Source organism: Nonomuraea sp. NPDC005650, from assembly GCF_040605375.1.
GTDB lineage: Bacteria > Actinomycetota > Actinomycetes > Streptosporangiales > Streptosporangiaceae > Nonomuraea.
The window spans coordinates 314,220-337,488 of sequence record NZ_JBEXCR010000008.1; the positions used below are offsets into that span (position 1 = coordinate 314,220).

22 protein-coding genes are annotated in these 23,269 nt (G+C 73.1%); 14 read left to right on the forward strand and 8 right to left on the reverse strand.

Annotated elements, in window-relative coordinates; genetic code table 11:
- Nucleotides 1-38 precede the first annotated feature (38 nt).
- Nucleotides 39-749 carry a GntR family transcriptional regulator gene (locus ABZS69_RS16645; RefSeq protein WP_355372411.1) on the reverse strand — a complete coding sequence of 237 codons (711 nt, stop codon included), beginning with the start codon at nucleotides 747-749 and terminating at the stop codon, nucleotides 39-41.
- A 239-nt stretch (nucleotides 750-988) separates the two neighbouring features.
- On the opposite strand from ABZS69_RS16645, the gene ABZS69_RS16650 reads away from it, so the two are divergent.
- Genes ABZS69_RS16650 through acnA form a run of 10 tightly spaced genes read left to right on the forward strand, consistent with a single transcriptional unit; the run spans nucleotide 989 to nucleotide 12,509 of the window.
- A complete protein-coding gene (locus tag ABZS69_RS16650) occupies nucleotides 989-2,146 on the forward strand; it encodes an extracellular solute-binding protein (protein ID WP_355372414.1) in 1,158 nt (385 codons plus the stop codon).
- 46 nt (nucleotides 2,147-2,192) lie between these two features.
- Nucleotides 2,193-3,956 (forward strand): iron ABC transporter permease, encoded by a 1,764-nt coding sequence (locus ABZS69_RS16655; RefSeq protein ID WP_355372417.1) that lies wholly within the window; start codon nucleotides 2,193-2,195, stop codon nucleotides 3,954-3,956.
- Nucleotides 3,949-5,046 (forward strand): ABC transporter ATP-binding protein, encoded by a 1,098-nt coding sequence (locus ABZS69_RS16660; RefSeq protein ID WP_355372420.1) that lies wholly within the window; start codon nucleotides 3,949-3,951, stop codon nucleotides 5,044-5,046. Before ABZS69_RS16655 ends, ABZS69_RS16660 begins: the two co-directional genes overlap by 8 nt.
- Before the next feature lie 5 nt (nucleotides 5,047-5,051).
- Nucleotides 5,052-6,122: an isocitrate/isopropylmalate dehydrogenase family protein gene (locus tag ABZS69_RS16665; protein ID WP_355372423.1), complete on the forward strand. Its 1,071-nt coding sequence runs from the start codon at nucleotides 5,052-5,054 to the stop codon at nucleotides 6,120-6,122.
- Complete coding sequence (locus ABZS69_RS16670; RefSeq protein WP_355372425.1) at nucleotides 6,119-6,766, forward strand: aspartate/glutamate racemase family protein; 648 nt, start codon at nucleotides 6,119-6,121, stop codon at nucleotides 6,764-6,766. The genes ABZS69_RS16665 and ABZS69_RS16670 overlap by 4 nt, the downstream gene beginning before the upstream one ends.
- Nucleotides 6,763-7,986, forward strand: a complete 1,224-nt coding sequence (otnK, locus tag ABZS69_RS16675) for a 3-oxo-tetronate kinase (protein ID WP_355372428.1) — start codon at nucleotides 6,763-6,765, stop codon at nucleotides 7,984-7,986. The genes ABZS69_RS16670 and otnK overlap by 4 nt, the downstream gene beginning before the upstream one ends.
- Nucleotides 7,983-8,594 (forward strand): 3-oxo-tetronate 4-phosphate decarboxylase, encoded by a 612-nt coding sequence (otnC, locus tag ABZS69_RS16680; protein ID WP_355372431.1) that lies wholly within the window; start codon nucleotides 7,983-7,985, stop codon nucleotides 8,592-8,594. The genes otnK and otnC overlap by 4 nt, the downstream gene beginning before the upstream one ends.
- Nucleotides 8,591-9,646, forward strand: coding sequence for an Ldh family oxidoreductase (locus ABZS69_RS16685; protein WP_355372434.1), 1,056 nt, complete (start codon nucleotides 8,591-8,593; stop codon nucleotides 9,644-9,646). Before otnC ends, ABZS69_RS16685 begins: the two co-directional genes overlap by 4 nt.
- Entirely contained in the window at nucleotides 9,634-9,939 is a 306-nt protein-coding gene (locus ABZS69_RS16690; protein WP_355372437.1) for a putative quinol monooxygenase, read from the forward strand. Before ABZS69_RS16685 ends, ABZS69_RS16690 begins: the two co-directional genes overlap by 13 nt.
- Before the next feature lie 14 nt (nucleotides 9,940-9,953).
- On the forward strand, nucleotides 9,954-12,509 hold the full coding sequence (acnA, locus tag ABZS69_RS16695; RefSeq protein ID WP_355372524.1) for an aconitate hydratase AcnA: 2,556 nt from the start codon (nucleotides 9,954-9,956) through the stop codon (nucleotides 12,507-12,509).
- 1 nt (nucleotide 12,510) lies between these two features.
- On the opposite strand, the gene ABZS69_RS16700 is transcribed toward acnA, so the two are convergent.
- Nucleotides 12,511-13,119: a DinB family protein gene (locus tag ABZS69_RS16700; RefSeq protein ID WP_355372440.1), complete on the reverse strand. Its 609-nt coding sequence runs from the start codon at nucleotides 13,117-13,119 to the stop codon at nucleotides 12,511-12,513.
- A 62-nt stretch (nucleotides 13,120-13,181) separates the two neighbouring features.
- Between ABZS69_RS16700 and ABZS69_RS16705 the strand changes: the two genes are divergently transcribed.
- Nucleotides 13,182-14,156 (forward strand): WYL domain-containing protein, encoded by a 975-nt coding sequence (locus tag ABZS69_RS16705; protein WP_355372443.1) that lies wholly within the window; start codon nucleotides 13,182-13,184, stop codon nucleotides 14,154-14,156.
- Here the strand turns inward: ABZS69_RS16705 and ABZS69_RS16710 are convergent, their stop codons facing one another.
- Nucleotides 14,157-14,900 (reverse strand): TetR/AcrR family transcriptional regulator, encoded by a 744-nt coding sequence (locus ABZS69_RS16710; protein WP_355372446.1) that lies wholly within the window; start codon nucleotides 14,898-14,900, stop codon nucleotides 14,157-14,159. It lies immediately after the preceding gene.
- A gap of 88 nt (nucleotides 14,901-14,988) precedes the next feature.
- On the opposite strand from ABZS69_RS16710, the gene ABZS69_RS16715 reads away from it, so the two are divergent.
- From ABZS69_RS16715 to ABZS69_RS16725, 3 genes are read left to right on the forward strand one after another with little or no spacing between them, the layout of a single operon-like run.
- Nucleotides 14,989-15,576 carry an NAD(P)H-dependent oxidoreductase gene (locus ABZS69_RS16715; RefSeq protein WP_355372449.1) on the forward strand — a complete coding sequence of 196 codons (588 nt, stop codon included), beginning with the start codon at nucleotides 14,989-14,991 and terminating at the stop codon, nucleotides 15,574-15,576.
- A gap of 19 nt (nucleotides 15,577-15,595) precedes the next feature.
- Nucleotides 15,596-16,345 carry an SDR family oxidoreductase gene (locus ABZS69_RS16720; RefSeq protein ID WP_355372452.1) on the forward strand — a complete coding sequence of 250 codons (750 nt, stop codon included), beginning with the start codon at nucleotides 15,596-15,598 and terminating at the stop codon, nucleotides 16,343-16,345.
- A gap of 24 nt (nucleotides 16,346-16,369) precedes the next feature.
- Nucleotides 16,370-16,501 carry a hypothetical protein gene (locus ABZS69_RS16725; RefSeq protein ID WP_355372455.1) on the forward strand — a complete coding sequence of 44 codons (132 nt, stop codon included), beginning with the start codon at nucleotides 16,370-16,372 and terminating at the stop codon, nucleotides 16,499-16,501.
- On the opposite strand, the gene ABZS69_RS16730 is transcribed toward ABZS69_RS16725, so the two are convergent.
- The 5 genes from ABZS69_RS16730 to ABZS69_RS16750 are packed head-to-tail and all read right to left on the reverse strand — an operon-like array spanning nucleotide 16,498 to nucleotide 23,261.
- A complete protein-coding gene (locus ABZS69_RS16730) occupies nucleotides 16,498-17,154 on the reverse strand; it encodes a DUF6182 family protein (protein WP_355372458.1) in 657 nt (218 codons plus the stop codon). The genes ABZS69_RS16725 and ABZS69_RS16730 overlap by 4 nt on opposite strands.
- Nucleotides 17,155-17,177: 23 nt before the next feature.
- Nucleotides 17,178-17,999: a hypothetical protein gene (locus tag ABZS69_RS16735; RefSeq protein WP_355372461.1), complete on the reverse strand. Its 822-nt coding sequence runs from the start codon at nucleotides 17,997-17,999 to the stop codon at nucleotides 17,178-17,180.
- The gene (locus ABZS69_RS16740) at nucleotides 17,989-20,397 is read right to left on the reverse strand and encodes a phosphotransferase (protein WP_355372464.1); all 2,409 of its coding nucleotides are present in this window, start codon (nucleotides 20,395-20,397) and stop codon (nucleotides 17,989-17,991) included. The genes ABZS69_RS16735 and ABZS69_RS16740 overlap by 11 nt, the downstream gene beginning before the upstream one ends.
- Nucleotides 20,390-22,123, reverse strand: coding sequence for a GH3 auxin-responsive promoter family protein (locus ABZS69_RS16745; RefSeq protein ID WP_355372467.1), 1,734 nt, complete (start codon nucleotides 22,121-22,123; stop codon nucleotides 20,390-20,392). The genes ABZS69_RS16740 and ABZS69_RS16745 overlap by 8 nt, the downstream gene beginning before the upstream one ends.
- A 25-nt stretch (nucleotides 22,124-22,148) precedes the next feature.
- Nucleotides 22,149-23,261, reverse strand: coding sequence for a hypothetical protein (locus tag ABZS69_RS16750; protein WP_355372470.1), 1,113 nt, complete (start codon nucleotides 23,259-23,261; stop codon nucleotides 22,149-22,151).
- Between the last annotated feature and the right edge of the window lie 8 nt (nucleotides 23,262-23,269).

The window sequence follows — 23,269 nt, forward strand, 5'->3', positions numbered from 1 at the left end:
TCGCCGACTCCGCTCATCGTCGTGGAGCCGGCGGCTGTTCACGGCCGGCCGGGCGAACCTTCCGCACCAGGGGCGGAGTCATGCTTGCGCAGCCGCCAGGCGGCCTGGGCGCCGAGGCTGGTGTCGATGTGCTCGCGCATGACGGCCGCCGCCGACTCCACGTCGCCGGCGATCACGTACTCCAGCAGGGCCTCGTGCTCGGCCGCCTTGCTGTCGCGGGCCGCCTGGCCGCGCTCGACCTCCAGGGCGAGGCGGCGGTAGCGGTCGGCCTTGTCCCACAGCCCGTCGAGCGTCTGGATGAGCAGGTCGTTGTGCGAGGCGGAGTAGAGGGCGGCGTGGAACTTGCGGTGGGCGACCAGCTCCTCGTACGCGGGGTTGCCGGGCAGGGGTTCGAGGCCCTCGTGGGCGGCGCGGATCGCGGCGATGTCGGCCTTGGTGCGGCGCTCGGCCGCCAGCGCGACCGCGAGCGGGTCGAGGGAACGCCGCAGCTCCAGCAGGTCGCGGGCCTCCTCGGCGGCCAGCGGCGCGACGCGGGCGTCGCGGTGGGCGTCGAGCTCGACCAGCCCCTCGCTCTTGAGCCGGCGCAGCGCCTCGCGCAGGGGAGTGGTGCTGATGCCGATGTCGCGGGCCAGCTGCGCCTGCGCGATGACGGAGCCGGGGGCCAGCTTCCCGGACAGGATCAGCTCCTTGACGCGCAGATAGGCGTAGTCCGCCTTCGTCGTGTAGAGGTCGGCCGCTGATTCGCTCATCGCTGTCCTGTCTCGTCGGTGACGGTTATAACCTACACCGCCATCCGGGCCGGTCGGCAAGAACAGGGATCCTCTGCAAGTGCGCAACACTCTCGTAGCGTGGCCGATATAAGACGTTGAGAAGGCTTGTCGCGTTACATTCCGGAAACGAAGGCTTGACGTCATAGGTTATAACGAAGCAGAGTGTGCGGCATCGCAGGCGACGGCTGGTCGGTCTCGCCTGGTCAAGGAGGAAGCACATGACCACCTTCCACCCCACCTTCCGCGCCCTCGGCGGCGCCGTACTCGCGCTCGGCCTTCTCACGGCCTGCGGCGGTGGTGGCAGTGATGGCGACGCGGCGGCGAAGCAGCCGCCGCCGAACACGATCGCGACGGGACAGGCCCCGTCCTACTACCCGGGCGATTACGCCCAGCTCATCGAGGCGTCCAAGAAGGAGGGCGGCACCCTCACCATCTACTCCAACACCGACCAGGAGAACTGGTCGCCGATCTTCCGGGACTTCGAGAAGAAGTACCCCTGGGTCACGAAGATCGCGGCCAACAACCTGGACAGCGACGAGGTGTTCCAGCGGGTGCTCAGCGAGCAGGCCACCGGCAACTCGCCGGCCGACCTGGTCGTGTCGAACGCCGCCCAGGCGTGGGCCGACTTCGCCGCCCGGCCGGGCACCCTGATGGAGTACGCCTCACCGGAGAAGGGCAAGCTCCCGGACTTCGGCGAGCCGCTGCCCAACGTCTACGCCATGTCGACGGATCCGCTGTCGATCGCGTACAACACCTCGCTGCTGCCCGAGAAGCCGACCGGGCTGAAGAGCCTGGCGGCGATCCTGGCCAAGGACCCCGCCCAGTACAAGAGCAAGATCACCACGCGGGACGTGAGCGGCGCGTTCGGCTTCACCGTCTCGCACGCCTTCACCACGGCCCGCCCCGACTCCTGGACCTCGCTGCAGTCGGTGCTGCCGCTGGCCAGGCCGGAGACCTCGTCCGGCACCCAGCTGGAGAAGATCACCTCCGGCGAGTACGTGGCCGGCTTCTTCGTCAGCGCCGCCCCGGCGTACCCCGTGGTGGCCAAGAGCGGCGGCCTGCTGGCGATCTCCTTCCTCGACGACGGCACGGTCGTGCTGCCGCGCGGCATCGGCATCGCCGCCAAGGCGCCGCACCCGGCGACCTCGAAGCTGTTCGTGGACTTCGTCCTGTCCCAGGAGGGCCAGCGGGCGGTGGCCGAGGGCGGGCTCACCTCCTACCGCGACGGCGTCGCGACGGGTGACGGGCTGCACACCTACCAGGAGCTGGTGAAGTCCGTAGGCCAGGCCAACGTGATCCTCGCCAAGTACGAGAAGGTCCCCGACGCCGAGGTCAAGTCCTTCACCGCCAAGTGGAACGGCCTGCTCGGCCGCTGAGCGGAACCCCGAGAGCGACGCCGAGAGGAACGCTGAGAGGAATACGATGACCACCCTGTCCCCGCCGCGTCCGCCGGTCCATCCGCCGCCGCGCTACCGCAGGCCGCTGGGGCTGGCCCGGGAGAGCTGGCTGCAGTACTCCGTGCTGGTGCTGCTGGCGGTCCTGGTGCTGGCGCCGGTCGTCCCGACGCTGTACCAGTCCTTCCTCGACCGCCCCCTGTACGAGGCGGGCGGCGTGCTGGGCGCCGGCAACTACGCGCGGCTGTTCACCGAGGCGGGATTCGGCCGCGTCGTGCTCAACACGGCGCTGTTCGCGGGGCTGACCACCCTGCTCAGTCTGATCATCGCGGTGCCGATGGCCGTGGTCGTGGTGCGGACGAAGCTGCCCGGCGGCCGCGTGTTCGCCGCCGCCATGCAGTGGCCGTTCTTCATCTCCTCGCTGATCCTCGGCTTCGGCTGGATCACCATGTACGGCCCGGCCGGGTTCGTCAGCGTGGAGGTACGCCGCCTGCTCGGTTTCCTGCCGTGGAACCTGTACTCCATCCCCGGCATGGCGCTGACCGAGGCCGTGGCGCTGGCCCCGATCGTCTACACCTTCTGCGCCAACGCGCTGCGGCAGAGCGACGCCTCGCTGGAGGCCGCCGCCCAGGTGTGCGGGGCCGGGCCGCTGCGCATCCTGCGCTCGGTGATCCTGCCGCTGCTGCGCCCGCCGGTCGTCTACAGCTCGATCCTGGTGGTCAGCATGTCGGTGGAGACGCTGAGCGTGCCGCTGCTGTTCGGCCAGCCGGTCGGCATCGACGTCTTCTCCACGTTCCTGTACCGCAACGGCCTGCAGTCCATCAACCCGGACTACGGGGTGCTGGGCGCGGCGTCGGCGATCATCCTGCTGGTCACGGTCAGCCTGGTCGCGCTGCAGGCCAAGCTGCTCAAGAACGCCCAGCGGTTCGTCTCGGTGCGCGGGAAGGCCACCCGGCCGCGGCCCCTGGACCTGGGGTGGCTGAAGTGGGTGAGCGTGGCCGCCATCGGCTTCTACGTGGTGATGGGCGCCCTGGTGCCGATCGGCGGGCTGGTGTTCCGCTCCTTCACCCAGGTGTTCACGCCGCTGCAGTCGCCGTTCAAGACCCTCACCGGGGACAACTACGAGCGGATCTTCACCTATCCGGTGTACGTGCAGTCCATCGTCAACAGCCTGCTGGTCGCCGCGATCGGCGCGGTCCTGGTCAGCGCGCTGTCCCTGCTGGCGGTCATGGTGGCCAGGCGCTCGACCTTCCGCTTCGCCCGCGCGGTGGAGTATCTGGCGCTCGCCCCGCAGGCGATGCCCGGCATCATCGTCGGCATCGGCCTGTTCTGGGCGCTGGCCTTCGCCCCGTTCGGGCTGGGCAGCCTGATCCAGGGCACGCTGTGGGCGCTGATCATCGGTTTCGGGCTGCGCGCGCTGCCCAGCGGGTTCGGCTCCATCTCGCCGTCGATCATGCAGATCGGCCGGGAGCTCGACAACGCCGCCCGGGTGTCCGGCGCCGACTGGGTGCGCACGTTCACCCGCATCCTGGCCGCGCTGCTGCGGCCGGCCTTCGCCGGGGCGCTGATCCTGACGTTCGTGACGCTGCTCAAGGAGTACTCACCCGCGGTGTTCCTGGGCTCGGCGGACTCCAACATCATCGGCACGACCATGCTCGAACTGTGGGTGCAGGGCAACACCGGCTCCGTGGCCGCGCTGGCCAGCCTGCAGATCGCCATCACGGCGACGTTCGTCGGGCTGGCCGGACTACTTCTCAAGGGACGCCCCAAGAAAGAAGGCACGGATGCCTGAGGTCAAGGTCGCCAACCTGTCCAAGCGGTTCGGCGACAACGCCGTCCTGAACGACATCACTTTCACCATCGCCGACGGCGAGTTCTTCACCCTGCTCGGCCCCAGCGGCTGCGGCAAGTCCACCACCCTGGCGTGCATCGCCGGTCTGGAGCGGCCCACCGGCGGCAGCATCGCGGTCGGCCCGGCGACCTTCGTCGACGCCGGCACGTTCGTGCCGCCCGAGGCGCGCAACCTCGGGATGGTGTTCCAGTCGTACGCGCTGTGGCCGCACATGACGGTCGCCCAGAACCTGGCCATGCCGCTCAAGATTCGCAAGGTCGACCGGCGCGAGCAGGACACGCTCATCGCCGAGGCGCTCGGCAAGGTGGGCCTGGCCGAGCTGAAGGACCGCTACCCGCACCAGCTGTCCGGCGGCCAGCAGCAGCGCGTCGCCCTCGCCCGCGCCCTGGTCTACTCGCCCGGCGTGCTGCTGCTGGACGAGCCGCTGTCCAACCTCGACGCCAAGCTCCGCGACCAGGCCCGCGCCTGGCTCAAGCGGCTGCAGACCGAGCTCGGCATCACCACCGTGTACGTCACGCACGACCAGGACGAGGCCCTGGCCCTGAGCGACCGCATCGCGGTGATGTCCAGGGGCGACATGCTCCAGATCGGCACGCCGACCGAGATCTACGAGACCCCGGCGACCGCCGAGGTGGCCGCCTTCGTCGGCCGCTGCAACTTCCTCACGGGCACGATGACCGGCCCGGCGGAGGTGCGGCTGGACTGCACCGGCCAGACCATCGCCGTCCCCGCGCAGGCCGTCGAAGGCCGGGTCACCGTGGCCGTCCGGCCCGAACGGCTGCGGATCCTCCCGCCCGGTGAGACCGGCGAGACCGGTGAGAACGTGCTCACCGCCGAGGTGCTCACCAGCTCCTACGTCGGCTCCCGCCACGAGTACGACCTGCGCCTGGGCGACCACGTCATCCAGGCCGAGACCAACCGCTCCGGGCTGAGCGGCGAGGTCACGCTCGTCGTCGAGCCCGCCGCCTGCCTGCTCTACCCGACCACCGGCGTGCTGTCCGAGGACGCCGAAGCACTCGTAAGGACGTAAATTTCGTGACTTCTTACCGTCTTGGCGTACTCGAAGGCGACGGCATCGGCCCCGAGATCGTCCCCGCGTCCGTCCTGGTCGTGGACGCCGCGCTGGCCGCCGCCGGCGCCGCCCCCGCCGAGTGGGTCGAGCTGCCGCTCGGCGCCGCCGCCATCGACACCCATGGCGACGCCACGCCGGAGACGACGCTGGCCGCGCTCGCCGAGCTGGACGCCTGGCTGCTCGGCCCGCACGACAGCGCCGCCTACCCCGAGCCGCACCGCTCCAAGCTCAACCCCAGCGGCACCATCCGCAAGCGCTTCGACCTGTTCGCCAACATCCGCCCGGCCAAGTCGTTCGAGGGCGCCGACGCCGTCGTCCCCGGCACCGACCTGGTCATCGTCCGGGAGAACACCCAGGGCTTCTACGCCGACCGCAGCACCTACAAGGGAACCGGCGAGTTCATGCCCAGCCCGGACGTGGCCATCGCCATGGGCATCATCACCCGGCCCGCCGTCGAGCGGATCGCCGTCGAGGCGTTCGAGCTGGCCACCCGCAGGCGCGGCAAGCTCACCATCGTCCACAAGGCCAACGTCCTCAAGCTGACCACCGGCATGTTCCGCGACGTCTGCCGGGAGGTCGCCGCCCGCTACCCCGGCGTGGCCGTGGACGACTTCCACATCGACGCGATGACCGTGCACCTGGTGCGGCGGGCGGACGAGTTCGACGTGATCGTCACCGAGAACATGTTCGGCGACATCCTGTCCGACCTGGCCGGCGAGATCGCCGGATCGCTCGGCATCGCCCCGTCCATCAACGCCTCCCACGAGCGCGCCATGGCCCAGGCCGCGCACGGCTCCGCCCCCGACATCGCCGGCCAGGACGTCGCCAACCCCATCGCGATGATCCTGTCCAGCGCCATGCTGCTCGACTGGCTCGGCGCCCGCCACCAGGACCCGGCCCTGGCCCAGGCCGCCGCCCTGATCGAGACGGCGGTCGCCGACACCGTCCGGGCCGGCACCCGTACCCGCGACATGGGCGGCACGGCGGGCACCAGGGCCTTCGCCGAGGCCGTCGCCGCCGCGGTGAAGCGATGAGCCCGACGGTCGCCGTCGTCAACGCCACCCCCGCCTCCGTCCAGCCCGCCGCCGACGGGCTCGCCGAAGGGTTTCCCGAGGCCACGCCCTGGCACCTCATGGACGACCGGCTCGTCACCGAGGCCGACGCGGCCGGCGGGCTGACACCCGCGCTGGCGCGCCGCATGCTCGCCCTCGTCGACTACGCGGTCCGCGGCGGCGCCGACGCGGTGCTGCTGTCCTGCTCGATGTACGGGCCGGCGGCGGCGCTCGCGCGGCGGCTGCACGAGGTGCCGGTGACGGGCTCGGACGAGGCCGCGTTCGCCGAGGTCGCCGGCCGGCGGCCCGGCGCCGTGCTCGTGCTCGGCTCGCTCGATTCCGCGGCGGCCGACTCGGCACGGCGGCTCAAGGAGGTGGCGGACGGCGTCGAGGTGCGGGCGATCGCGGCGCAGGGAGCCGCCGCGGCCGCCGCCGCCCGCGACTGGCCGGACCTGACGGACGTGCTCGCGCGGGCCGCCGCGCCCGCCCTCGACGGCGTCGAGCTGGTCCTGCTCGGGCAGTACTCGATCAGCCCGGTGCACGCCGAGCTGGCCGGCCGGCTCGGCCTGCCCGTGCTGAGCCCGCCGCTGGCGGCGGCCCGGGCGCTGCGCGGGGCGCTGGCATGAGCCCGGTGCTGGGGTGCGTGGCCGACGACTACACCGGCGGCACCGACGTCGCCGCCGCCCTGCGGCGCTCGGGCCTGCGTACGGTGCTGATCTTCGGCGCCCCCGGGCCCGCGACGGTGCTCCCGGACACCGACGCCGTCGTGGTCGCGCTCAAGACCCGCTCGATCCCGGCGGGGGAGGCGGTCGCCGCCTCGCTCGCCGTGCGGCAATGGCTGCACGGACAAGGGGTCCGGCGCCTGTACTTCAAGTACTGCTCCACCTTCGACTCCACCGACGAGGGCAACATCGGCCCGGTCGCCGACGCGCTGACCCAGGCGAGCGGGGCCCCGCTGACCGTGGTGTGCCCGGCCGCTCCCGAGCACGGCCGCACCGTCTACCAGGGGCACCTGTTCGTCGGCGACCGGCTGCTGTCGGAGTCGCCGATGCGCCACCACCCGCTCACCCCGATGACCGACCCCGACCTCGTCCGCGTCCTGGGCCGGCAGACCCCGCACCGCGTCGCGCTGGTCGCGCACCGGACGGTCCGGTCCGGCGCCGAGGCGGTACGCGCGGCGCTCGACACGCTGCGCGCCCAGGACGTCCGGTACGCGGTCACCGACGCCCTCGACGACGGCGACCTCGACGTCATCGCCCGCGCCACCGCGGACCTGCCCGTCATCACCGGCGCGGCGGGCCTGGCCGGGGCGGCGGGCGCCCTGGCGAGTGCCGGGCGGGAGCCGGGCGGCCCGGCCGTGCCCGCCCTCCCGCAGGGGCCGGGGGTGGTGCTCGCGGGCAGCTGCTCGGCCGCCACGCTGGAGCAGGTGGCCCTGGCCCGCCGGCGCATGCCCTCCTACCGGCTGCGTCCCGAGCAGGACGGGCTGGTCGAGGAGGCCCTCGGCTGGCTGGAGGACCGCCTCGCGGCGGAGGACCGCGTCATGGTCTACTCCTCCGCGCCCCCTGAGGAGCGCTCGCCCGGCTCGGCCGAGCTGCTGGAGCAGGCGCTGGCGGCCGTCGCCGCCCGCGCCGCCCAGCTCGGCGCCCGGCGCATCGTCGTCGCCGGCGGCGAGACCTCCGGCGCTGTGGTCAACGCCCTCGGGGTGACCGGGGCGGTCGTGGGCGCCGAAGCCGACCGGGGCGTCCCCTGGCTGCTCACCACCGGCCACCCGAGCCTGGCCCTGCTGCTCAAATCCGGCAACTTCGGCCGGCCCGACCTGCTCGTCACAGCTCTGGAAGCATCATGACCGACATCTCCGTACAGATCGCCGAGCTGGGCGCGTCCCTGTTCCACCGGCGGCTGACGCACGGCCGCACCGGCAACATCAGCGCGCGCACCGGCGACGCCTTCCTCATCACCCCGACCGGCGGCTCGCTCGGCGACGTCTCACCCGACGACCTGTCGCTGGTCAGCCTGGCGGGCGAGCACCTGGACGGGCCGCGCCCGTCGAAGGAGGCGTTCCTGCACGCCGCGCTCTACCGTGCCCGCCCGGGCGACGGGGCGGTCGTCCACCTGCACAGCACGTACTCCGTCGCCGTGTCCTGCCACGACGGCCTCGACCCGGAGGACGCGCTGCCGCCGCTGACCGCGTACTACGTGATGCGGGTCGGGCGGCTGCCGCTGCTGCCCTACCACGCGCCCGGCGACCCGGCGCTGGGGCCGATCGCCGAACGGGCCGCCCGCACCGCGCACGCCCTGCTGCTGGCCAACCACGGCCCCATCGCCGCCGGCGCCGACCTCGCCGCCGCCGCGGACGTCATCGAGGAACTGGAGGAGACGGCGCGGCTGTGGCTGCTGCTGCGCGACCGCCCCACCCGGCCTCTCACCGCCGACCAGGTCAGGAGCCTGTCGTGATCCCTGCCTCCGAGCTGATCTCCTTCGGGATCGAGGTGCTGACCTCGCTCGGCGTCCCCGAGCCGGACGCGCGGCTGGTGGCCGACAGCCTGGTCACGGCCGACGCGTGGGGGCATCCCTCGCACGGCCTGCTGCGCCTGGAGTGGTACGCCGACCGCCTGCGCTCCGGAGTCATGCGCGCGGTCACCGACGTGGCCACCGTGCTCGACGGCGGCGCGGTCGCCGTCCTCGACGGCCGCGACGGCATCGGCCAGGTCGTCACCGCGTACGCGGCCCGCGAGGCCGTACGCCGCGCCGGCGAGCACGGCGTCGGCCTGGTCGCGGTGCGCGACAGCAACCATTTCGGCACCGCCGCCTACTTCACCCGCATGATCGCCGCCGAGGGCTGCGTCGCCCTGCTGACCACCAACGGCAGCCCCGCCATGGCCCCCTGGGGCGGGCGGGACAAGAGCGTGGGCGCCAACCCGTGGTCCATCGCGGTACCCGGCGGCCGGCGCGGCCCGGTCGTGCTGGACATCGCCAACACCACGGTCGCCCGCGGCAAGATCTACGCCGCCCTGGAACGCGGGCAGGCCATCCCCGAAGGCTGGGCCCAGACGGCCGACGGCGTCCCCACCACCGACCCCGTCCAGGCCATCGACGGGCTCATCCTGCCCATGGCCGGGCACAAGGGGTACGGCATCTCGTTCATGATGGACGTGCTGTCGGGCGTGCTGACCGGCAGCTCCTACGCCACCGACGTGGCCGGCCCCTACGTCCCCGACCGCCGCAGCGGCTGCGGCCACCTGCTGCTCGCGCTGCGCGTGGACGCCGTGGCCGACCCCGCCGACTACGCCCGCCGCCTCGACGACCTCATCGACCGCACCAAGGCCGTGCCGCTCGCGCCCGGCTTCGGCGAGATCTTCTACCCCGGCGAGATCGAGGACCGCAACGCCGCCGAAGCCGCCCTGACCGGCGTGCGCCTGCCCGACCGGACGCTGAGCGGCCTGCGCGGGCTCGCCAAGGCGTGCGCGATCCCGCAACCCGCCTGGATGAGCGCATGTTCGTCGTGATCGTCCAGCTACAGGTGCGGCCCGGCCACCTGGACGCGTTCCTCGACGGCATCAGGGCCAACGCCGACGCCACCCGAGGTGAGCCCGGCTGCCTCCGCTTCGACGTGCTGCGCGGCGACGACGACCCGCACCGGTTCATCCTGTACGAGATCTACCGGGACGAGGCCGCCTTCTTCACCGAACACCGCGCCGCGCCGCACTACGCCGCCTGGCGGCAGGTGGCCGAGGCGTGCGTGATCGAGCACCTCAACACCTTCTGCCATCCCGTCTCGCTCCAAGGGCAGGCCACGTGACCGACTACCTGGCGGTGGGCACCCGCCGCCACCGCATCCACCGCGTCGACGCGCCCGCGCGCCTGCCGTACAGCCTGCGCATCATGCTGGAGAACCTGCTCCGGCACGCCGCGCCCGACGAGCAGGTGCGCGCGCTGACCGGATGGCGGCCACGCGCCGACCGGACCGCCGCCGTGGACCTGCATCCCGCCCGGGTGTTCCTGCACGACACCAACGGCGTGCCGGTGCTGGCCGACCTGGCCTCCATGCGGGACGCCATGGCAGCACTCGGCGGCGACCCCGACCGGGTCAACCCGGCCATCCCCGCCGAGCTGGTCGTCGACCACTCCATCATCGCCGACGTCTTCGGCCGCCCCGACGCCCTGGCCCGCAACGCCGACCGGGAGTACGAGCGCAACGCCGAGCGCTACCGCTTCCTGCGCTGGGGCCAGGCGTCGCTGCGGGAGTTCACCGTGGTGCCGCCGGGCAAGGGCATCATGCACCAGATCAACGTGGAATACCTGGCCCGGGTGGTCATGACCCGCGACGACGAGGCGTACCCGGACCTGTGCCTGGGCACCGACTCGCACACCACCATGGTCAACGGCCTCGGCACGCTCGGCTGGGGCATCGGCGGCATCGAGGCCGAGGCCGCCATGCTGGGCCAGTCGGTGTCCATCCTCGTGCCCGACGTGGTGGGCGTGCGCCTGCACGGCGGGCTGCCGGTCGCCGCCACCGCGACCGACCTCGTGCTGACCCTCACCGAGCTGCTGCGCGAGCACGGCGTGGTCGGCAAGATCGTCGAGTTCCACGGGCCGGGGGTCACCCCGCTGCCGGTGACCGACCGGGTGACGATCTCCAACATGAGCCCCGAGTTCGGCTCCACCGCCGCGCTGTTCCCCATCGACGCCGAGACCATCCGCTACCTGCGCTTCACCGGCCGCGACAGCGACCACGCCGACCTCGTCGAGGCGTACGCCAAGGCGCAGGGCCTGTGGCACGACCCCGACGCGCCGCCCGCCTACACCGCCGAGCTCGATCTCGACCTGGCCACCGTCGTGCCGTCCGTCGCCGGCCCGCGCCGCCCCCAGGACCGCATTCCCCTGGAGGGGGTCAAGTCCGCCTTCCGCGCCCAGGAACGGCCGCCCGTCGCGGCGGACCGGGAGATCACGCACGGGACCGTCGCCATCGCCGCGATCACCTCCTGCACCAACACCTCCAACCCGTCGGTCATGGTGGCCGCCGGGCTGCTGGCCAAGAAGGCCGCCGAGCGCGGGCTGCGCGCCAAGCCGTGGGTGAAGACCACCCTGTCGCCCGGCTCGCGCGTCGTCATGGACTACTACGGCGAGGCGGGCCTGACCCCGTACCTGGAGCGGCTCGGCTTCACGCTGGCCGGGTTCGGCTGCATGACCTGCATCGGTGCCTCCGGCCCGCTGGTCGAAGAGGTGTCCGAGGCCGTGGCCGAGCACGATCTCGACGTCGCCGCGGTCCTGTCCGGCAACCGCAACTTCGAGGGCCGCATCCAGCCGGAGGTCCGCTCCAACTACCTCGCCTCGCCGCCGCTCGTCGTCGCCTACGCCATCGCCGGCACCATGGACCTCGACCTCACCACCGAGCCTCTCGGCACCGACCCCGACGGCCGTCCCGTACACCTGCGTGACCTGTGGCCCGCCCCGGAGGAGGTGGGCGAGGTCATCGAGCGGGTGATCAGGCCGGAGATGTTCGCCCACGCCTACGCCGACGTCCTCGACGGCGACCGGCGCTGGCAGGCCCTGGACGTCTCCCGCTCCGCCACCTACCCCTGGGACCCCGACTCCACCTACGTGCGCCGCGCCCCCTACCTCGACGGCATGTCGCCCGAGCCGCGGCCCGTCACCGACCTCACCGGCGCCCGCGTCCTGGCCAAGCTGGGCGACTTCATCACGACCGACCACATCTCGCCGGCCGGGGCCATCCTCCCGTCCAGCCCCGCCGGCCGCTACCTCGCCGACCTCGGCGTGCCGCGCCACCAGCTCAACACCTACGCCTCCCGCCGCGGCAACCACGAGGTCATGATGCGCGGCGCCTTCGCCAACGTGCGCCTGCGCAACCAGCTCGCCCCCGGCACCGAGGGCGGCTTCACCTGCGACTTCCTGGACGGCGCCACGATCACCACCGTGTACGGGGCCGCCCGCGCCTACCAGGAGGCCGGGGTGCCGGTCGTGGTGCTGGCGGGGGAGGGGTACGGCGCCGGATCCTCCCGCGACTGGGCCGCCAAAGGCCCCGCGCTGCTCGGCGTGCGGGCCGTCATCGCCAGGTCGTTCGAGCGCATCCACCGCTCGAACCTGGTCGGCATGGGCGTCCTGCCGCTGCAGTTCCTCCCCGGCCAGGGCCCGGACGAGCTCGGCCTCACCGGCCGGGAGGTCATCGGCGTCACCGGCCTCACCGCGCTCGACGGACCGGACCTCCCACAGGCCCTGACCGTCACCGCCGACGCCATCACCTTCCAGGTCCGGCTCCGCCTCGACACACCGCGCGAGGTCGACTACTACCGGCACGGCGGGATCATGCCCTATGTCCTGCGCGACCTGCTCGCGCGCGGATCGGGCTGACTCAGCTGGATTTCTGCCCGTCGAGCGCCTCGCGCAGGATGTCGGCGTGCCCGGCGTGCTGGGAGGTCTCGGCGATGACGTGCATCAGCACCGCGCGCACGCTGAGCACCCCTCCCGGCTCGTGCCAGGGCGCCGTCGGCAGCGGGTGCGTCGCCGACAGGTCGGGGACGGCGGCGACGATCTCCGCGCTGCGGGCGGCGACCTGCTCGTAACGCGCGAGGATCCCGGCCGAGGTGTCGCCGGGCAGCATGCGGAACTCGTTGTCGTGGTCGATCATCCACTGCGGGAACTCGCGGGCGGTGCCGGCCATGATGTCGGCCCAGGTGACACCGTCGGGCAGGTCGTGGCGCATCGCCGAGGGGCCCTCCAGCGCGAAGCGCAGCCACGATTCCTCCATGGACGCGACGTGCTTGATCAGCCCGCCCAGGCACAGCGCGCTGACCGTCGGGCGCTCGCCGAGCTGCTCGTCGCCGAGCCCCTGAACGGTCCTGGTCAGGGCGGATCGCGCGGTCGCGATCATGGCGAGCAGGTCGGCCCGCTCGGCGTCGAGGGTTGCGGGTGAGGCGGTCATGGCGTTCGGGCCCTTCTTGTTGTCGTCGTTGACTGGCACGTGGAAACAGTCGCAGGGGAAGCGGCCAGGTAGTGGCCGCTTCTCAGGGCATCATGGGAATCGTGCCGAAGACTTCAGCGCGACTGCTGGCGCTGCTCTCGCTGCTCCAGGCCCGCCGCGACTGGCCGGGGGCGCTGCTGGCCGAGCGGCTGGACGTCAGCCCGCGCACCGTCCGCCGTGACGTCGACCGCCTGCGCGAGCTGGGCTATCCCATCGTGGCCTTCAAAGGGCCCGACGGCGGATACCGGCTCGAAGCCGGCACGGAGCTGCCCCCGCTGCTGTTCGACGACGAGCAGGCCGTCGCGCTGGCCATCGCGCTCCAGCTCGCCGCCACCGCCGGCGCCGGCATCGAGGAGGCGGCGGCCCGCGCGCTGAACACCGTCCGGCAGGTCATGCCCGCCCGGCTGCGCCGCCGGATCGACACCCTCCAGGTCACCGCCGTCGGGCGGCCGGTGACCCGGCAGGGCCCGAACGCCGACGCCGGCGTGCTCATGGCGCTCAGCGCCGCCGTCCACGCCCGCGAGGTGCTGCGCTTCGACTATCCGCCGGGGGCGGACGACGACGGGGCGCCGCGCCCGCCCCGCCGGGCGCAGCCCCATCACCTCGTCACCTGGGGCGGGCGCTGGTACCTCATCGCCTGGGACCTCGACCGGGAGGACTGGCGGATCTTCCGCGCCGATCGGATCATCCCGCGCACCCCCACGGGGCCCCGCTTCACCCCGCGCGAGCTGCCCGGAGGCGACGTGGCCGCCTTCGTGATCAGCAAGTTCCGGGGCTCCGACGGGACCGGCGCCTGGTCCTGCCGCGGCGAGGTGATCATCGACCTGCCCGCCGCCGCCGTGTCCCGCTACACCCGCGACGGAGTCGTCGAGGCGCTAGGCCCGGACCGCTGCCGGCTCATCCTGGGCTCGTGGTCATGGCCCGGCCTGGCCGCCGCCATCGGCGTGTTCGACGCCGACATCGAGGTCGTCGGCCCGGACGAGCTCAAGCAGGTCTTCGCGCGCCTGGCCCGCCGCTACGCCGACGCCGCATCCTGATCATCGGGGGATGCCCGGAGCGATCTGCGCGCCGATCCCGTCGAGCACGCGGTCCAGCCCGTGCCGGAAGCGCTCGGCGGGGGCCAGGTGGGCGGTCCTGGATTCCCGTACGGACCGGCTGAACAGGGGATAGGCGCCCGACTCGACGACCTGCCGCACGTACGGCCCGGCATAGTCGCGTTTCCAGCGCTCCGGGTCCATGCCGGTACGGCGGGCCTCCTCCAGCCAGGCGATCTCGCGGCGGATCGCGCTGTGGACGTAGTCGTTCACCATGCTGACGAAGCCGGTCATCTCGTCGATGTCGAGGCCGAGCCCGTCGAGCGCGCCCAGGGCGAACTCGTGCGCGCGCAGCAGGTTCGGGCCCAGGGTCGGGCGGCTGTTGAGCAGCGGGGTCAGCCAGGGGTGGCGCAGCCCGGCCGCCCGGGTCCGGTGGGCGACCAGGGAGAGGTCATCGCGCCAGTCACCGGACGGTTTGACGGGGAGATCGAGCTCGCTCATCGCCAGGTCGATCATGAGGTCGAACAGGTCATCGCGTTTGGGCACGTAGCGGTAGAGGGACATGGCGCCGGTGCCCAGCTCGCCCCCGATCCGGCGCATCGTCGCGGCCTCCACCCCTTCGGCGTCGGCGATCCGGACGGCCGCCCGGGTGATCTGCTCGCGGCTGTAGCCGGGCCGCCGTCCGGGCCCCGAGCGCTCCAGGCGCTCGGGTCGCATCCAGATGCTGACCAGTTCCTCGTCGGACATCCCGCTGCCCCTCCTTAACTTGCGTACACAGTACTCGAATGGCTATGGTCCTATTTCGAGTACGAAGTACGCGAATAAGGAGTACGCCATGTCCGAGAGCCCGCTGCGGCTGGCCGTCATCGTGGGCAGCGTCCGCGACGGCCGGTTCGGCCCGACCGCGGCCACCTGGTTCGCCGGCGAGGCGGCCAGGCGCGCCGACCTCGAAGTCGACCTGATCGATCTGGCGGACGTGCCGATCGGCGGCGCCGCCCCGTCCATGTCCCCGCCGGCGGGGGTGCTCACGGCTTTGAGCGATCTGACGCCGCGGCTGGAGGCGGCCGACGCCTTCGTGGTGGTGACCCCGGAGTACAACCACAGCTATCCGGCGTCGTTGAAGAACGCGATCGACTGGCACAACGCGCAGTTCCACGCCAAGCCGGTGGCGTTCGTGTCCTACGGAGGACTGTCGGGCGGCCTGCGCGCGGTGGAACACCTGCGCGCGGTCTTCGCCGAGCTGCACGCCGTCACCACCCGGGACACGGTGAGCTTCCACGGCGCATGGGACTGCTTCGGCCCCGACGGCCTGCCCAAGGACCCGCACGGGCCCGCCACGGCCGCCAAGACCCTGCTCGACCAGTTGACGTGGTGGGCGCGCGTGCTGCGCGACGCCAAGGTCACCACTCCCTACGGCGCCTGACGGAAAGGCACGATCGACGATGACGACATTGACCGGCAAGACGGCACTCGTGACCGGAGCCAGCAGGGGAATCGGCCGGGCCGTCGCCGTCCGGCTCGCCGGCGAGGGCGCCCGGGTCGCCGTCCACTACGGCGGCAACGAGACGGCGGCCAAGGAGACGGTCGCGGCCATCGAGGCGGCCGGAGGGCGGGCGTTCACCGTGCGCGCCGAGCTGGGCGTGCCGGAAGACGCCGAAGCGCTGTGGGCCGCCTTCGACGAGCACGCCGACGGCCTGGACATCCTGGTCAACAACGCGGGCATCCTCGGCGACCAGGCCGAGATCGACGGGGTGACCAGGGAGGGCTTCGAGCGGTTGTTCGCGGTCAACACGACCGCTCCGTTCTTCATCACCCGGCTCGCGCTGCCCCGGCTGCGGGACGGCGGCCGGATCATCACCGTCGGCACGATGCTGACCCGGGGCGCGGCCATGCCCCGGGCGATCGGCTACGCCATGTCCAAGGCCGCGCTCGACGTGCTGACCACCGCGCTGGCCAAGCAGCTCGGGCCGCGCGGGATCACGGTCAACACCGTGGCCCCCGGGGTCATCGACACCGACATGCACGAGGGACGCCTGGTCGGCGAGGCCCTGGCCTGGCTGTCGTCGCAGTCGCCGCTGGGCCGCCTGGGCACGCCGCAGGACGTCGCCGACACGGTGGCCTTCCTGGCCGGGGACGACAGCCGGTACATGACCGGACACCGCCTGGACGTCTCCGGCGGGACGACCATGTGACCCGTACGTCCTAGGATCGGGCAGGTGAAGTACTTGCTGCTGATATGCGGAGACAGCAAGGCCTACGAGGCGATGCTGGCCGACCCGGAGCGGCGGGTCCCGCTCGCCTCGACGCGCGGGCGGCTCAGGGCGGCAGGCCCCCGCGCTGATCCCTAGAGGGACAGGTACGCGTAGGCCCGCAACCGGTCGGGGGAGAGTGGGTCGGGGGAGACCCGGACCCGGGTGTAAGGGGTGGCCGGGTCCGGGTGGTGGGGCAGGTGGCGGATGACCAGGCGGCCCGCGCCGGTGAGGAGGCCGTCCAGGGTCGCCTCCGCGATCAGGTGGTTGACGTGGATCAGGTAGTCCTCGACCGTCAGCGTGGCCACCGGGACGTCGAGGCGCGCGACCGCGCCGGCCCCGGCCAGGGGGACCTCCCGCAGGAGCGGGGAGGCCAGGCCGTGCGGGCCGCGGAAGGGCCGCAGCATGCGGCGCAGCCCTTCGCGGGCGGGCAGCGGGGCGGGGGCGTACCAGGCGATGGAGGAGTCGGCGGACAGGTGGTCGCAGGGGTGGCGGTCGAGGAGGTTGCCGGGGTCGCCGGCCAGGAAGATCGTTCTGGTGAAGGCGGCGTACCAGAGCGCGCCCCGTGGCTCGATGAGGTCGCGGGCGAACGCGTACGCCGAGCCGGCGAAGGTCACCGGGTCGAACGCGCGCAGCACCGCGATCGCGCCCACGCCGTGGGCCGACTGCGGCGGCCGAACGCGGCGGACGCGGGCCATCCGCGCGTCGAAGTGCTCGCGCAGCAGGTCCTGGGCGGGAGTGAGGCGTGTCATGGGCGGCCGTTCGTGCGGTGGGTTCATAGGGCGGCGAGGCGGGCGATCTCGGTGGTCACGTCCGGGGCGGAGCGGCCGTCGACGCGGACGCGGTGCACCCGTACCGGGAGCGCCTTGAGTGCCTCCTCGTAGCCGTCCCTGATCCGGGCCAGCAGGTCGGGGCGCTCGTGTGGCTCTGGGCGGCGGTCGCGGGCCCGGACCCGGCGGACGGCCTCGGCGACGTCGATGTCGAGCAGGATCGCGACGTCGGGTGGCGCGACCGCGAAGCGGTCCGCCAGCTCGGCGATCAGCTCCCCGGGCGGCAGCCGCAGCAGGCCGACGAGCTCGGCGCCGAGCGTGTCGAGCCGCGGCGCGCGCCCGCCGGGTCGCCGGCCCAGCCTCTCGCACCAGGCGAGCGCGGCCTCGACGGCGCTCTCCGGCATGCGCCCGAGCTGCTCGCGCAGCGTCGCCGGGCGGCCGGGGACGCTCATCCGCTCGATGACGTCGCGGTAGAGCGGCAGGTAGGTGAGCGCGTCGATGAGCGGGTGGCGTTCGGTGACGATCGCGCGGGCCGGACCGCGCAGGAAGTGTCGCTCCGCCACCCCGTAGGTGCACATCTGCAGGTAGAGGACGGCCAGCTTGAGGTCGGGACTGCCGACGAGATCGGCCTGCGCCGACAGCGTGTCGAGGTGACGGGACAGCTCGTGGAGCGGCCCGCCGGGGTTCTCGTGCGGGCGCAGGCACGACAGCACGACGTGGTCCCGCCCGGGGAGCCCGGCGAGCAGCCGGGCGCAGGTGCTCTTGCCGGACCCGTCGATGCCGACCAGCGCCACCCGCGCCAGCTCGACGCGGCGCTCAGCCCGCACTGTCGTCCCCGGCGGCGGCGTCCTCGATGGCGATCAGGCGCAGGGTCGTTGCCATGAGGCGGGGCAGGAACGGCAGCTCCCGTTGCCCGTGCACCATGACGTAGAGCAGGAGCCGCGTGACCGCGAAGTCCCACAGCGCCAGGCGGTAGCCCTCCCGCCACGCCCGTGGGCCGGCCGCGTGGCCCGTCGCCTCGCGGTGCAGGTCGAGGAACGCGACGACCTCCGATTCGCGTACGTCCGGCGGCAGCACGAAGGCCAGCAGCTCCGCCAGGTCCCGCTGCGGCACGTGCAGGGTCGCCAGCTCCCAGTCGTAGGCCACCAGGCTCGAGCACGCGGAGCGCAGGGCGATGTTGCGCGGATTGAAGTCGTTGTGCGCCAGCGTGCGGGGCATCGACTCCAGCCGCCGCCACCACTCGGGGATCCCGGCCACGATCCGCCGCAGCCGGTGCGCCGCGGCGCCGTCCAGCAGCTCCGGGTGCTCGGCCGCGCCGTGCTCCAGCAGCGCCGTCCACAGCTCGCGCATGGCCGCCATGCGCTCGGCGGTCTGCACCGGCCCGACCAGGGCGCGCAGCTCGTCGTGGCGGCCCAGCCAGGCCGCGTGCACGCCCGCGATGCCGCGCACGGCCGCCGCCACGTCCTGCGTGCGCCAGCGTTCCGGCGTGTCCGCGGTGTCCTTGAGCCGCACGCCGGGCCCGAGCCGCTCCATCGCGATCACGTACGCCTCCCGCCCGGGGTCCTCGTGCACCCCGTACGTGAAGGGCAGCACCGAGCGCAGCGCGGGCTCCGTCGTCCGGTAGACGGCCAGCTCCCGGGTGTGCAGGCCCTTGAAGCCGGTCCACTCGCGCCAGCGCGGATAGACGTCGGCGAGCCGGCCGCCGCTCAGCGAGGCGATCTTGGCCGCCTCGATGATCACCTCCTGGTCGAGCGGCTTGACCTTGAGCACGAGGTCGGCCTGCTCGGCGTCGCCGCCCGCGTCCCGCTCCCAGGCCACGCGGACGGGCAGGACGCCGGTGGTCTTGCGGCGTTCGGCGCGGGAGGTGAGCTCGGTGATCAGGCTCGACCCCGGCGCGTCGTCGATCCAGTCGACCCCGGTCACCTCCAGGGCCGGCGCGTCCATGACCTGAGCCAGCATCGGCCGCAGCAGGGGCGCGCCGAGGTCCGCGCGGGTGAGCCAGCTCACCCGGCGCCCGCGGCCGAGCCGTTCGTGCGCGTCGGCGAACTGGCCGCCCGCGATGGCCGCCATCGTGGACAGGTTGAGCGCCAGAGCGAAACCGCAGATGATCTCCGCGAAGCGGCCGGAGTGCCCGTTGCCGCGGCAGCCGAGCACCTCCAGGTAGTCGCGCTGCCGCGCCAGTCTCGTGCCGCCCCCGACGACACCCGTGACCAGGCTCGGCAGGACCAGCGTGGCCCGCAGGTCGCCCTCCGACACGTCCACCGAGAACAGGCCGGTGCCGGACTCGTACACACTGGCGATGTCCTGCCCGGTCGCGACGAAGATGGCCGCGATGACGTTCGCCGCGTCGATGTCGTGGCCCGCCATGCCGGCCTGCTGCCCGGCGACCACGCTGTGCCGGTAGAGCCGGTCGACCGCCTCGGGGGTGCTCTTGAGCACGCGGCGGATCGTCGTGCGGTCCAGCACGCACTCCGCCACCACCCGGGTGCCCCGGCCGGCGATCATGTTGAGGTTCGTGAACTTCTTGTCGCCGCTCAGGTTCGCCTCGATGGCGAACCAGGTCGGCGCGAGCCCCGGCATGGCGGCGAGCCGCTCGTTGATCCACTGGCAGGCCCGCCAGGTGGCCGCGGTCGTCATGTTCTGCCCGCCGGCGTCGGCCGTCTCGTAGCAGAACCGCACGTGTACGGCCCTGCCGAGCTGGACCGGGTCGACCAGGGTCAGCCGCGAGTGCGCCGACACCTCGGCCACCCGCCGCTGCAGCTCATCCTCGTGCCGCACGATCCACCGGGCGAACTCGGCCGCCTCGCTCAGCCCGGCGAACTCGAACACCGGTGCCCGCGTCATCCGCTGCGCGATGACCTGGCTCGTCACCCCGCCCGCCAGGGTGATCGCCTTGGCGCCGCGCGACACCGACGCCACCAGCGCGCCCTCGGTGGTGGCCAGCGGCGCCGTGATCAGCCCCTGCGCGTCGCGGCCGGTGAACAGCAGCGGCCCGGCCAGGCCGACCGGGACCTCGACCACGCCCACGAAGTTCTCCACGTTGCCCGGCAGCGAGCGCGGGTCGATCGTGGACTGCTCCAGCGAGCGCAGCGGGGCGCTCGTGGTGGCCCGCAGCCACTCCAGCAGGGTGCGTCTGGCCCGTTCGGTGTACTGGCCGCGGCCCGGCATGCTCGGGTACGCCGCCTGGCTCAGCGGGCCGGCCTGGGGTTCGAGGGTCTCAGCCAACGCCGGCCTCCTCGGCTCCGCCCAGCACGCGCGTCCACACCTGCGGGTCGGCGCGGAACACCCGGTCCTTGACGCGGGTGGGCCGCTCGCCCGCCTCCACGCGGCGCCGCCACTCCCGCCAGAACGCCTCCGGGGCCACCGGGTGCACCAGCGGCGCGGCCAGGGCGCCCGAGCGGCGCGCGCCGGCGTAACCGGGCGCCTCCCGGCACAGCTCCTCGTCGAGCGCGGCACGGAACGCCCGCACCTCCGGCTCGGAAAGCGGCACCTCGAAGGCCACGGCCGCCTCATGCCCGCCCGGCAACGCCCGGTCCGCGGGGATGTCCGAGCCCGGCCGGGCACGGTCCGCGCCGGGCAGCGCGCGGTACATCACGTCGCGGGCGGCCAGGCCGGTGACCTCGGACGCCGCCGCGACCGCGCGCAGGACGTGCGACTCGCGCACCCGCTCGCCCGCCACGGAGACCAGGCCGGCGCGGCAGGAGTACTCCACCAGCGGCGTCGCCCCGGCGAACCCGATCACCTTGACGACGTCGCGCACCGCGCACCGGTACATGCCTCCGACGTGCGACACCACCACGTGGTACTCCTGGCCCTCCACGAGCTCGTGCGGCTCCAGGGTGTCGCTCCACGGGGTGATCGGCTCGTCGGCGGGAATGAACTCGTACAGGCAACCGGTCACCATCAACGCCCCGCCGCTCTCCCGCTCGCCCACCGGTACGGCCAGCGGCCCCTCCGACGACCCGATGGGTGCGGGGCGGATCCGCAGCTCGGCGCCATAGTCCTCGCGCAGCCGCGGCAGGTAGAGGCGGGAGACGTAGGTGTTCCAGGTCAGCAGGAGCTCCAGCCGCGGCCACACGTCGGCGGGCCGCAGCCCGCCACGGCGCTCGGCGATGCGCTCCAGCTCGGCGGCCCGCCCGGGATCGGGAGGCCACGTCGCCACGCCGCCGACCGTCCCGTCCCTGATCTCCTGGACGATGCGGGGCCACCAGTGCGCGAGCTGGTGCGGCAGGGCGGCGGCGATCGCCGGGTTGACCGCGATGACGCCGCGCACGTCGTGCTCGGCGGCCAGCCGCAGCCGCAGGTAGGAGCGTTCCCATGGCCCGGCTTCCGCGAGCTCGCCGGGCAGGCGGCTCCACGGGGCCCGGTTGCCGAGCCCGACGGCCAGCTCCTCGCCCGCCTTGGCGAAGTCGAGCTGGCTCGGCCCGATGTGCGGCCGGCCCCCGGCGGTGCGGCCGGTCGGCGAGTGCGGGTCCTGCCACAGGTTCAGGACGGCGTCGTCGCGTTGCAGCAGGTCCGGATGATGCCGTACGAGCTGCGCGAACCCCGCGAAGTAGAACGGCAGGAAGCAGCGCCGCAGGAAGGTCGCGGTCACGGGGATGCTCTTCTCCCCGCCGGTCGTGCCGCTGCTGGCGAAGAACGCCGCGGGCTCCTCGCTCGTCAGCACCTGCCGCTCGCCCGCGTGCACGCGCTCCAGCCACGGCCGGAACTCCTCGTGGCCGCGGATCGGCGTGGCCCGTCGGTAGCCGGCCACGTCCCGCACCTTGCCCAGGTCGTGCTCGCGGCCGAAGGCGGTGCCCGCGTTGGCCGCGAGGATCTCGGCCAGCACCGCGTCCTGCGCGGCGCGAGGGCTGTCCAGCGAGCCGAGCGCCTTGCCGCTTTCCTGCAGGACCCGCCGCCGGTACGCCGCGGCGCGCTCCGCGGGGGAGGCGAGCGAAAGGTCGGTGGTCATGGCTCTCCTGGTTCTCGTCGGCGCGTCACAGGTAGACCTGGCCGAGCAGGGACGCCGAGGCGCGCCGCGCGAACAGGCCGTCGGTGAGGCGGTAGGGGTCGATCCAGCCCGCGGGCGTGGCGCATCCGAGCAGCCGGTCGGCCGGCTCAAGCCGGCCGTCGGCCTCGCGCAGCATCCGGGCGGCCCGCGTCAGGGCGCGGCGCAGCAGGTCGAGGCGGAACGGCTCGGCGGAGGTGCGTTTGAGCATGGCGATGAAGTACAGCCGCATCCCGAGCCGGTAGGCGGCCTCGTCGAACTCCTCCAGGCACAGGCCGGCCAGGCGGCCGATGGTGTGGCCGTCCCAGCCGCCGTGCCGGCTGGAGCGGATGACGCCGCCGAGCGGGACGCGGCCCAGCGGCAGCCGCGACGGGCGTGCTCCCAGCGCGCCGAGCACCCGCGCCAGCAGCGCGTAGTCGTGGGACAGGTCGTCGTCGTAGACCAGCAGCACCCGGTCGCCGTCGGCCAGGCGGGGGAGCAGGTCCCGCAGGATGACCAGCAGGTAGTTGGCATGACCGTCGGTGCCGACCACCGTGCGCAGCGGCATCCCCCACCGGGTGCCGTCCAGGTAGGCGGGCCCGCCGTGGCCGCGGTGGTCCACGCACAGGTGGCGCCGCGCCAGCAGCTCGACGGTCTCGTCGATGGACAGCCGCGCTGGCCGGTCGGCGGTCAGGCCGGGGTCGTGCACGCCGAGCAGGTCGAGCTGCCGTTTCCAGTCGCTGGTGGCCGCGCGGGTGGCCGGGTGCACCCAGCCCTCGCGCTCGATCCGTTCGGTGTAGTCCCGCAGCAGGTTCATCGGGCGGGCGTCGCCGGAGGCGTGGAAGCTCACGTACAGGCGGCCGAGCTCGTCGGCGGACAGGGCGTCGTGGTCGAGGTGCGCGTGGCGGCGGTCGAGGTGGTCCCAGAACTGGATCGTCTGCCCGGTCAGGTTCGCGGCGCGCGGATTCCAGTAGTACTCCAGGTCGCGCACCAGCCGCGTCCCCCGATAGAGCGTGTCCACCCACAGGAAGCCCTTGATGTGGGTGGGCAGCAGCGGCTTGGTGGCGGTGATGGTGACGGGCGCGAGCAGCAGCCGGGCGGCACCACGCGAGTACGCCGTCACGCATCCTC